Origin of the sequence: Microbacterium sp. (assembly GCF_049650565.1) — a bacterium.
Lineage (GTDB): Bacteria > Actinomycetota > Actinomycetes > Actinomycetales > Microbacteriaceae > Microbacterium.
The window spans coordinates 1-6948 of record NZ_JBASAK010000069.1; the positions used below are offsets into that span (position 1 = coordinate 1).

Consider the following 6948-nt stretch of genomic DNA (forward strand, 5'->3'; position numbering starts at 1 on the left):
GACCCCCATGTGGCGTGTCGGCCCCCGAACTGTGACCCGTGCCGCCCACCTGCGAGCCGTGGGCGGCGGGGCGACGACCGCTGGTCAGTCGGCGAGGCGGGTGAGGGCGGCGAGGATCGCGGCCCGCACGGTCGGCCAGTCGTGCACGATCTGGGCGTAGTCGAAGCGCAGGGTCTCGTAGCCGACGGCGGATGCCGCGGCATCCCGCACCAGGTCGTGGTGACGTCGCTCGGACGTGGCGTGATTCTGCCGGCCGTCGACCTCGATGATCAGCCGGCCGGCAGCGACGAAGTCGACACGGCCCACGCCGTCGATGTGCACCTGCGTCTGCAGTGAGATGCCGAGCAGGTGCAGTCGTACGCGCAGCAGTGATTCAAGGCCGCTCTCAGCATCCGACCGTGCGAAGTCGACCAGCCGGCGAGCGGATGCGGGCAGCCCGGCGCGCATGCGCAGGCGGGCGGATGCCGGCAGCTTGCGCTGCTGCAGTGCGGACTCCAACGACACGAAGAACGCCTCGGCGCCCTCGCAGTGGAAGAGATGGATCAGGGCCGTTTCGACGTCGACGAGCCCGAGCGCCGATCCGTCGCGGAAGTAGTGGGTCGTGCAGTCGCACCGGGCATGGTCGTACACTCGCCCGCGGTGCCCGACCCAGACATGCGGTGCGCCCTCATCGGACAGCACCCAGAGGCCGTGCCTGCGCAGCGCTCCGGCGCAGGTGAGGGCGCCGCCGTGCAGCACCGCCGCGCGCTCGGGTGCGGACAGGGTCGTGGAGGCGAACGTACCGGGGCGGATGCGCTCGATCCGGCCTGCTCGTACGGCCTTCGACAGCTGCGTGCGAGTGACGCCGAATCTCTGCAGGTGCACGCCACGCGCGAGACCGCCGAGGGTGTCCAGCAGCGCCTGCGGATCGTAGGGGTCGAGTGCGGTCATGACGTCAGGATGCGGCATCCGCGGCATCCTGCCGCCCCGGATTCCCCCTATGTGTGGAGAACTCGCGCGACAGTCGAAATGTGGATGGAAGTGGTGCCGCACACTCTGGGGGCCGACACGCCAGTTCGGGGGCCGGGAACACGAACGGGGGCCGACATCTGGCGTGTCGGCCCCCGAACTGTGCGCCGGAACGGCGGCAGGGTCAGCCGGCGTGCGTCATGGACAGCAGGTCGAGCTTGGCGTCGAGCTGCTCCTCGGTGATCTCACCGCGCTCCACGTAGCCCAGTTCGATCACGGCGGCGCGGATCGTGATGCCCTTGGCGACCGCGTGCTTGGCGATCTTCGCCGCGGCCTCGTAGCCGATGAGCTTGTTCAGCGGCGTGACCGTGGAGGGGCTCATGCCCGCCAGCGCGGTGGTGCGCTCGACGTTGGCCACCAGGCCGTCGACGGTCTTGTCAGCCAGTACGCGGGTGGCGTTGGCCAGCAGGCGGATCGACTCGAGCACGGCGGTGCCCATCACGGGGATCTGCACGTTGAGTTCGAAGGAGCCCGATGCCCCGCCCCAAGCGACGGTCGCATCGTTGCCGATGACGCGTGCGGCGACCTGCAGCACGGCTTCGGGGATGACCGGGTTGACCTTGCCGGGCATGATCGACGAGCCGGGCTGCAGGTCGGGCAGGTGGATCTCGCCGAGGCCCGTGTTCGGGCCCGAGCCCATCCAGCGCAGGTCGTTGTTGATCTTCGTCAGCGAGACGGCGATGGTGCGCAGCACACCGGATGCCTCGACCAGGCCGTCACGGTTGGCCTGAGCCTCGAAGTGGTCCTTCGCCTCGGTGATCGGCAGACCGGTCTCGGCGGCCAGCAGGGTGATGACCTTCTGCGGGAAGCCCTTCGGGGTGTTGATGCCCGTGCCGACGGCGGTGCCGCCCAGGGGGACCTCGGCGACGCGGGGAAGCGCTGCCTGCACCCGCTCGATGCCCAGGCGCATCTGGCGGGCGTAGCCGCCGAACTCCTGGCCGAGGGTCACGGGGGTGGCGTCCATCAGATGGGTGCGGCCCGACTTGACCACGCTCTTCCATTCCTCGGCCTTCGCCTCGAACGCGACAGCCAGGTGCTCCAGCGAGGGCACCAGGTTGTTGATGAGTGCCTCGGTCACGGCGATGTGCACCGACGTCGGGAAGACGTCGTTGGACGACTGCGACGCGTTCACGTGGTCGTTCGGATGCACCGGGGAGCCGAGGATGCGGGAGGCGAGGGTCGCGACGACCTCGTTCATGTTCATGTTCGACGAGGTGCCCGAGCCGGTCTGGTACACGTCGATCGGGAACTCGCCATCGTGCACGCCCGTGGCGACCTCGTCGGCGGCCTGTGCGACGGCATCCGCGATGGCGGCGTCGAGCGTGCCCAGCTCCTTGTTGGCCAGCGCCGCGGCCTTCTTGATGCGTGCCAGCGCGGCGATCTGCGCGGACTCGAGGCCCTTGCCGGAGATCGGGAAGTTCTCCACCGCACGCTGGGTCTGCGCGCCGTAGAGAGCGTTCACGGGCACACGCACTTCACCCATGGTGTCGTGCTCAATGCGGTACTCGTTGTCAGTCACTTCTGCTCCTTCGAGAGTGATGGGATATCGGATTCGGTCAGGCCGACCTGGGCGATGGGGACGGCGGTGCCGTCAGTGAGTCGGTACTTGGCGCCGACGATGGCCAGCCGGCCCTCGTCGACGGCGGTGCTGATGATCTCGGAGGACTCCAGAAGCCCCGCGATGGTGCCTCGGAGGTGCTCCCTGCCGACCGCCTCGCGGTCGATGTCGGCGACGGAGGTGCCGCCGGAGCTCTTCAGCACTCGGCGGGCGGCGGGGACGATCGGAGCGATGAGCTTCCAGATCTTCGGCGGCAGCGGATCCGCGTCGATGGCGGTGCCGGCGACCGCGGCGGCGACGGCGCCGCAGGAGTCGTGCGCGAGCACGATCACCAGTGGGACATCCAGCAGGGCGACGGCGTACTCGATGCTGGCCACCGCGGACTCGGTCACCATCTGGCCGGCGTTGCGGGTGGTGAACAGGTCGCCCAGACCGACGTCGAACAGCGTCTCGGCGGCCACGCGCGAGTCCGAGCACCCCAGGAACGTGGCGAACGGGTTCTGTCCGTTGGCCAACTCCGCACGGTGCTGTGCGTCTTGGTTGGGGTGCCGCGGCGTGCCCGCGACGAAGCGCTGGTTGCCCTCGAGCAGCCTCTCCCATGCCTCGGCGGGGGTGAGCGTGGTGCTCATCCGGCCTCCTTCAGAGCGTTCAGCTGCGGTGTGAGGGATGCTGCGAGCTTCTTGGTGGAGTCGGCGGAGCGCGATCCGTACAGCAGCACGTAGTCGTGTCCGGCCTGGGTTCCCAGCGCGTACGTGATGTTCGCCGTGCCGCGGTCGCCCATGTCGAACACATCCCAGGCGATGCCGTCGATCTTCGCGGTGCCGTTCGGCGCCATGCCGCCGGTCGCCTGCGGCGCCCACTTCACGTCGGAGTCGAAGGCCTGCCCCAGCTTGATGAAGCCGCGCTCCTTCTCACCCGCGGGTGCCAGCGTGATGCTCCACACCGTGACCCCGCCGGTGTCCAGCCCCGCGGCGTTCACACGCCAGAAATCGCCCAGCTTCGGCACAACCACGGCGTGGCCGGTGGTGGAGGTGACATCGGCGGCGATCTTGGCGACGTCGATCCTCGGCGCTGCCGTGGGCTCGCCGCGCGGCACGGCGAACACGATCACGGCCACCACGGCGACCGTGACGATCAGCGCGGCGATGAGGTTCCGGAACGTCTGGCTGGAGCGGTAGACGCGGCTGGATTCGGCCTTGCGGTCGGCGGTCTCCTGCGCAGTCTCGGGGCGACCGAGCTCTGCGACGATCCCCGGCTTGCGGCTCATTCGTCTCCTTCAGCGGATGCCGCTTCGCGGGCGGCATCGAGGCGGCGCTTCGCGCCCAGCAGCCACTCCTCGCAGCGGGCGGCGAGGGCTTCGCCGCGCTCCCACAGTGCGAGGGAGTGCTCCAGCGTGGGGGAACCCTGTTCGAGTTCGGCGACCACGCGCACGAGCTCGTCGCGGGCGGCCTCGAACGACAGCGATTCGACGGGAGTGTCGTTGGACGCAGTCACGGCATCCATCCTACCGGCGCACCGCGGTGAGTCCTGCCGCCCTCGTGCCGGTACGAATCGGGGGCCGACACGCCACTCTGGGGGCCGACACGCCGGAGAACGTCCCGACAGCTGGCGTGTCGGCCCCCAGAGTGTGTCGCCGGTCGCCGGTCGCCGGTCGCCGGTCGCCGGTCGCCGGATGCCGGGCTCAGGCGCCCTCGGAGAGCTGGCCCTCGGAGCGGGCGCGCAGCGAGCCGCGGTCGACGGTGACGGTCAACGGCGTGCCTGCGGGGGCGTCCGCGGCGTCGGCCAGGATGCGGCCGTCATCCAGGTGCACGATCGCGTACCCGCGCGCCAGGGTCGCGGCGGGTGACAGGGCGCGCAGCGACGCGCGCAGCTCGGCGGTGGTGCGCTGGGCGGCATCCAGCCGTCGGGTGAGCGTGTCACGCCCGCGGGATGCCAGCAGCCACACCTCCTGCGCTCGGTCATCGACGATGGGGTCGGGGGAGCGCAGCACCGGGCGCGTGCGCAGCTGCTCGAGCCGGGCGATGTCGTTCGAGATGCGCTGCGTGAGTCGCCCGGTCGCGCGAGCGCGCAGCTGTGCGATCAGGGCGCGCTGCTCGCCGACATCCGGCACGACCCTCTTGGCGGCATCCGTCGGCGTCGACGCCCGCAGATCCGCGACGTCGTCCAGCAGGGGATGGTCGTTCTCGTGCCCGATGGCGCTGACCACCGGGGTCGCCGCTTGAGCCACGGCCCGCACGAGACGCTCGTCGCTGAAGCCCAGCAGCGTCTGCGGGTCGCCGCCGCCGCGGGCGATGATGATCACGTCGACCTCGGGATCGGCATCCAGCCTCGCCAGTGCGGCGAGCACCTCAGGAACGCTGCGATCGCCCTGCACGGCCGCGTACGCGGTGCGGAAGCGCACCTGCGGCCAGCGCAGCTCGGCATTGCGCAGCACGTCCTTCTCGGCATCCGATCGCTCGCCGGTGATCAGCCCGATCAGGTGCGGCAGGAACGGCAACTCCTTCTTGCGGGAGGCGTCGAACAGTCCCTCGCCGCGCAGTTGCGCGCGAAGCCGCTCCAGCTTCTCCAGCTGGTCGCCCAGGCCCACGTGCTTCATCGACGAGACGATGAAGCTGAAGTCGCCGCCTTTGACGAAGTAATCGGCCTTGACGGCGGCGATCACGTGGTCGCCGACGGCGAGGTCGGCCGGAACCCGGGCGCGCACGCTGGACCAGATCCGGATCGAGATCTGCGCGTCGGAGCGGACATCCTTCAGGCGCGCGAACACATTGCCGCCCCGCAGGTTCCAGGACGTGATCTCGCCCTCCACCCACACCGTGTTCCAGCGCGCGATGAAGTCGCGGATCGTGCCGTTCAGGCGCGCGACCGAGGTGGGCGCATCCGGCGTCGAGTCGCGCGGGGCGACCGAGTCCGCAGGCGGCGGTTCGCCGGGCAGGGCTGCGGCTTCGAAGACGGTCACCTCCCCATTGTCGCGGATGCCGCGGACACGGCCCTTCCCGGAGGCACGAATGTCGGCGGAAAGAACGGATGTCGGCGGAGAACGCACATCTGCGCCGACATCCGTGATCCGAGCCGGCATCCGTGCCAGGCAATCAGTACCGCTCGGCCCTTCATCAGGGGCGCTCGGTAGACTCGAAGCGTGAGTGCAACCATCGTCAGGCTCCCCGCCCCGCCGCGTCCGAACCGTCGCACGGCGCCGCTGGAGGACCGTCCCGTCGACGGCGTCAAGCGCGTGCTGCTGGCCGCTCCGCGCGGCTACTGCGCAGGGGTCGACCGTGCCGTGGTCGCGGTCGAGAAGGCGCTGGAGCGCTACGGCTCACCGGTGTACGTGCGCAAGCAGATCGTGCACAACATCCACGTCGTGACCGAGTTGGAGAAGAAGGGCGCGATCTTCGTCGATGAGGTCGATGAGGTGCCGGAAGGCGCGCACGTGGTCTTCAGCGCGCACGGCGTGTCGCCCGCGGTGGTGAACGCCGCCGCCGACCGTGGCCTGCTGGCCATCGACGCCACCTGCCCGCTGGTGACCAAGGTGCACCGCGAGGCCGTGCGCTTCGCCCGTGACGACTACGAGATCCTGCTGATCGGCCACGACGGCCATGAGGAGGTCGAGGGCACCGCCGGTGAGGTGCCCGATCACGTGACCGTCGTGAACTCCCCGGAGGAGGCCGACACCGTCGTCGTCAAGGACCCCAGCAAGGTGGTGTGGCTCTCGCAGACCACTCTCTCGGTCGATGAGACCATGGAGACCGTCAACCGGCTCCGTGCTCGGTTCCCCGAGCTGCACAACCCGCCGTCCGACGACATCTGCTACGCCACGCAGAACCGTCAGGTCGCGATCAAGAAGGTCGCGAAGGAGGCCGACCTCGTGATCGTGGTCGGGTCCGCCAACTCCTCCAACAGCGTGCGGCTGGTCGAGGTCGCCCGGGAGCACGGCGCTGCGGCGGCCTACCGCGTCGACTACGCCGATGAGGTCAAGCAGGAGTGGCTGGAGGGCGTGCGCACCGTCGGCGTGACCAGCGGCGCCTCGGTGCCCGAGGTGCTGGTGCGCGAGGTGCTCGAGGCGCTCAGCGAGGCCGGCTACGCCGACGTCGAGGAGGTGCGCACGGCGGAGGAGGACCTGATGTTCTCGCTGCCGAAGGAGCTGCGCACGGATGCTGACGGCAAGCGCGACACGAGGGCGCTCGGCGGCCACCTGCGCTGAGGGACGTCCGCAGCGCGGCGGCCACCTGCGCTGAGTTCTCACGGCCGAGCCCAAGACGCGCACGGTAGCGTGGAGCGCATGAGCATGGACCGGCCGCAGTACGGCGAGTATGCGACCCCCGAGGAGCAGCGCGCCAGGGCGGGGCTGCCGCCGATCGAGGCGGAGCCCGTCGTGACGGCGC

At 70.0% G+C, this 6948-nt stretch carries 7 protein-coding genes; 1 reads left to right on the forward strand and 6 read right to left on the reverse strand.

Annotated features, from left to right (window positions below):
- Positions 1-84 precede the first annotated feature (84 nt).
- The 6 genes from WA967_RS12250 to xseA form a co-directional block, all read right to left on the reverse strand.
- The gene (locus WA967_RS12250) at positions 85-930 is read right to left on the reverse strand and encodes a DUF559 domain-containing protein (RefSeq protein WP_424422945.1); all 846 of its coding nucleotides are present in this window, start codon (positions 928-930) and stop codon (positions 85-87) included.
- Positions 931-1132: 202 nt separating this feature from the next.
- Positions 1133-2527, reverse strand: a complete 1395-nt coding sequence (locus WA967_RS12255; RefSeq protein ID WP_424422947.1) for a class II fumarate hydratase — start codon at positions 2525-2527, stop codon at positions 1133-1135.
- On the reverse strand, positions 2524-3195 hold the full coding sequence (locus tag WA967_RS12260; protein ID WP_424422949.1) for a carbonic anhydrase: 672 nt from the start codon (positions 3193-3195) through the stop codon (positions 2524-2526). The genes WA967_RS12255 and WA967_RS12260 overlap by 4 nt, the downstream gene beginning before the upstream one ends.
- Positions 3192-3833 (reverse strand): DUF4245 family protein, encoded by a 642-nt coding sequence (locus WA967_RS12265; protein WP_424422952.1) that lies wholly within the window; start codon positions 3831-3833, stop codon positions 3192-3194. Before WA967_RS12265 ends, WA967_RS12260 begins: the two co-directional genes overlap by 4 nt.
- A complete protein-coding gene (locus WA967_RS12270; protein ID WP_417554346.1) occupies positions 3830-4069 on the reverse strand; it encodes an exodeoxyribonuclease VII small subunit in 240 nt (79 codons plus the stop codon). The genes WA967_RS12265 and WA967_RS12270 overlap by 4 nt, the downstream gene beginning before the upstream one ends.
- 178 nt (positions 4070-4247) lie before the next feature.
- Positions 4248-5525, reverse strand: a complete 1278-nt coding sequence (gene xseA, locus WA967_RS12275) for an exodeoxyribonuclease VII large subunit (protein WP_424422955.1) — start codon at positions 5523-5525, stop codon at positions 4248-4250.
- A 240-nt stretch (positions 5526-5765) separates the two neighbouring features.
- Here xseA and WA967_RS12280 point away from each other — a divergent pair, with 240 nt between their 5' ends.
- Positions 5766-6767: a 4-hydroxy-3-methylbut-2-enyl diphosphate reductase gene (locus tag WA967_RS12280; RefSeq protein WP_424422958.1), complete on the forward strand. Its 1002-nt coding sequence runs from the start codon at positions 5766-5768 to the stop codon at positions 6765-6767.
- Positions 6768-6948 lie beyond the last annotated feature (181 nt).